General features: G+C 66.5%; 3 protein-coding genes. All 3 read left to right on the top strand.

Annotated elements, in window-relative coordinates; all coding sequences use genetic code 11:
- A partial coding sequence (locus tag D3H34_RS31555; RefSeq protein WP_147400547.1) for a porin occupies nucleotides 1-677 on the top strand: 677 nt, incomplete at its 5' end.
- A 40-nt stretch (nucleotides 678-717) separates the two neighbouring features.
- Nucleotides 718-2,283: an ABC transporter substrate-binding protein gene (locus tag D3H34_RS31550; protein ID WP_119558744.1), complete on the top strand. Its 1,566-nt coding sequence runs from the start codon at nucleotides 718-720 to the stop codon at nucleotides 2,281-2,283.
- A gap of 8 nt (nucleotides 2,284-2,291) precedes the next feature.
- On the top strand, nucleotides 2,292-2,744 hold a 453-nt coding region (locus D3H34_RS31545; RefSeq protein WP_147400546.1), incomplete at its 3' end, for an ABC transporter permease family protein.

The raw sequence follows: 2,744 nt of genomic DNA, 5'->3' as shown, positions 1-2,744 counted from the left end.
TCACGAACGGCGGGGGGGAAAGCCTGCTGTACCGCGCGCGTGCCACCAGCCACGGCAGCAGCAATGGCGGCCAGGGCACGAATGTGCGCGCGAGCAATGCCATCAATTACTTTCTGCCCAAGAGCCTGGGCGGCGTCTACGGCCAATTCATGTACGGCTTTGACGAAGCCGAGCAGGGGCACGCCGGCCGCTACATCGGCGCGCGCCTGGGCTACAAGACCGGGCCGTGGGACCTGGGCCTGGCCTACAACACCGCTGCGGGCGGTGCGGCCGCGCCGCAGAAGACGCCGCGCGACATGAAGAATTTTTCGCTGGGCGGCTCCTATCGCCTGCCGTTCGGCAGCCTGTCCGCGCTTTACATCAACGACCGCATCGCCATGGCGGCCGGGGACAAGAAGCTGACCGGGTTCTCGCTGGGCCTGGTCGTTCCGGCGGGGCCGGGCGATTTCCGCGCGAGCTATGGCCGCGTGAAGTTTGACCACGCCAGCGACCGGTCCGCGGCGCAGAAGCTGGCGCTGGGCTATGTCTACAACCTCTCCAAGCGTACGGCGCTCTACACCACGCTGGCTTTCGTGGACAACGACAAGGACGCGAAATTCGTCGCCGGCGGGGATCTGAGCGGTGTCGCCAACCGCTCCGCCAGCGGCCTGGATTTTGGCCTGCGCCACCGCTTCTGACGCGCGTGCCACGGCTTGTCGAACTGCAAAAGGAAATGTGATGTCAACACCGAATTCGTGCGTGCCCGACCTGTCTCGTCGTGCGCTGCTGCTGGCCGCGGGCGGCAGCGCGTCGCTGGGCTGGTCGCAAGCCGCCCGGGCGCAGACCGAAACGCCGCGCCGCGGCGGAAAGTTCGTCTACGCGAACGTCTACCCCAACAACCGCATGGGCGATGCCCGCAAGGGCCGGCATCCCTATTACATGCTGGACCTGAATACGCGCTCGGTCTACAACGGGCTGACCTATGTGGATGACTCGCTGACCGTGCAGCCCGAGCTGGCGCTCGCCTGGTCGGCAAGCGATGACCAGAAGGTCTGGACCATAGCCCTGCGCCCGGGCGTGCAGTTCCATGATGGCCGCGACATGCGCGCCGAAGACGTGGTCGCATCGTTCGAGTTCCACCGCGCCAACACGTCCTACGCCAAGCAGATCGACAAGGTCGAGAAGACGGGCCCGCTGCAGGTGCGCATGCACCTGAGCCAGAGCAACAGCGAGTTTCCCTTCACGCTGGGCGAGTACCAGCTGATGGTGATGCCCGAGCAACCGCAGGAGACGATAGGCCTGAGCGGCATTGGCACCGGCCCCTACCGCATCGTCGATCTGGACCCCAAGCGCCGCATGATCGCCGAGCGCAATCCGCACTACTGGCGCGCCGGCCTGCCGTACTTCGATCGCCTGGAAATCGTAAGCCTGCCGGGACGGATGGAGGCGGCGATCAACGGCTTCCGCTCCCACCTCTATGACGCCGTGTTCGGCGTGGACCCGGGCATGCTGCCCGATCTGGAACGCCTGAGCGGCGTGCGCGTGGACTACTCCCGCGCCGGCGATCAGGCCTTGATGATCCTGCCCAAGCACGAAGGTTCGGTGTTCAGGGACAAGCGCGTGCGCCAGGCGCTGGCGCTGGCCATAGACCGCGAACAGGTGATGCGCGTGGTGTACGGGCAGACCATGGGCTGGGCGGGCAATGAATCGCACCTGACGCCGTCGAATGCCGAGTTCGTCGCGCCGTTCAAGCGGGACGTCAAGAAGGCCAGGCAGCTGCTGGCGCAGGCCGGCTATCCCAACGGCATCAAGTTGCCGACGTTCTATTTCGCGGCCTCGTGGCCCGAGATTCCGCGCGTGTTCCAGGTGATCGCGCAGTCGGTGAAGGAGGCCGGCATCCAGATGCCCATCGAGCAGCGGCCGTCGGACGGCTACCGCGACTGGCGCGTCGGCGACAAGCTGGCGGACGGCGCGACCAAGCACCGGTTTGCCTACGGCCCTTCGGGCGTGCGCAACCCGGCGGTGAGCCTGTTTCGCATGCGGCCCGACAGCAATGAAAGCGGCTACTGGTCGGGCGCGGCCTGCGACGAATACATGGCGTTATATGACCGCGCCGTGGCGCAGAAGCAGCCGGACAAGCGCCAGGCGCTCTACGTGCGCATGCAGCAGATCCTGCAGGAGGAAGTGCCCGCGATCCATCCGGTCGGGCGCAAGAATCTGCTGATCGCCAAGACGCATGTGCGCGGCCTGAAGAACCATTCGCAGGCCTGGTCGGTGCGCTTCGACGAAGTCTGGAAGGCTTGAGGCGCGGCATGCTCTACGTTCTTGCGCGACGCCTGCTTTCCACACTGGGCGTGCTGCTGCTGCTGACGGCACTGGTGTTCGTGGCCACGGAAGTGCTGCCGGGTGACGCGGTGCTCAACTCGCTCAGCGCCGATGATCTGTCGTTGATGAGCGAGCAGGAGGTGCAGGCCCTGCGCGCCCAGCATGGCCTCGATCGCCCGGCGATCCTGCGCTACGGGCAGTGGCTGTGGGCCGTGCTGCATGGCGATCTGGGCCGGACCATCATCGGCCAGGCGCCGGTGACGGAGCTGATCGCCTACCCGATCCGCAACTCCCTTTTGCTGGGCCTGCTGGCTGCCGCGGTCGCGATTCCCACGGCGCTGCTGCTGGGCATGGCTGCCGCCTACTGGCAAAACCGCTGGCCTGACCGCTGGGTGTCGGGCGCGGCGATCCTGGGCTATTCGGTGCCCGAGTGCGCGAGC

This window comes from Acidovorax cavernicola, from assembly GCF_003581445.1.
This window is presented reverse-complemented; position numbering and strand designations above follow the sequence as displayed.

Bases quoted from the DNA above. Each gene is read 5' to 3' on its own strand.
- D3H34_RS31550 (WP_119558744.1), top strand. From the start codon at position 718: ATGTCAACACCGAATTCGTGCGTGCCCGACCTGTCTCGTCGTGCGCTG.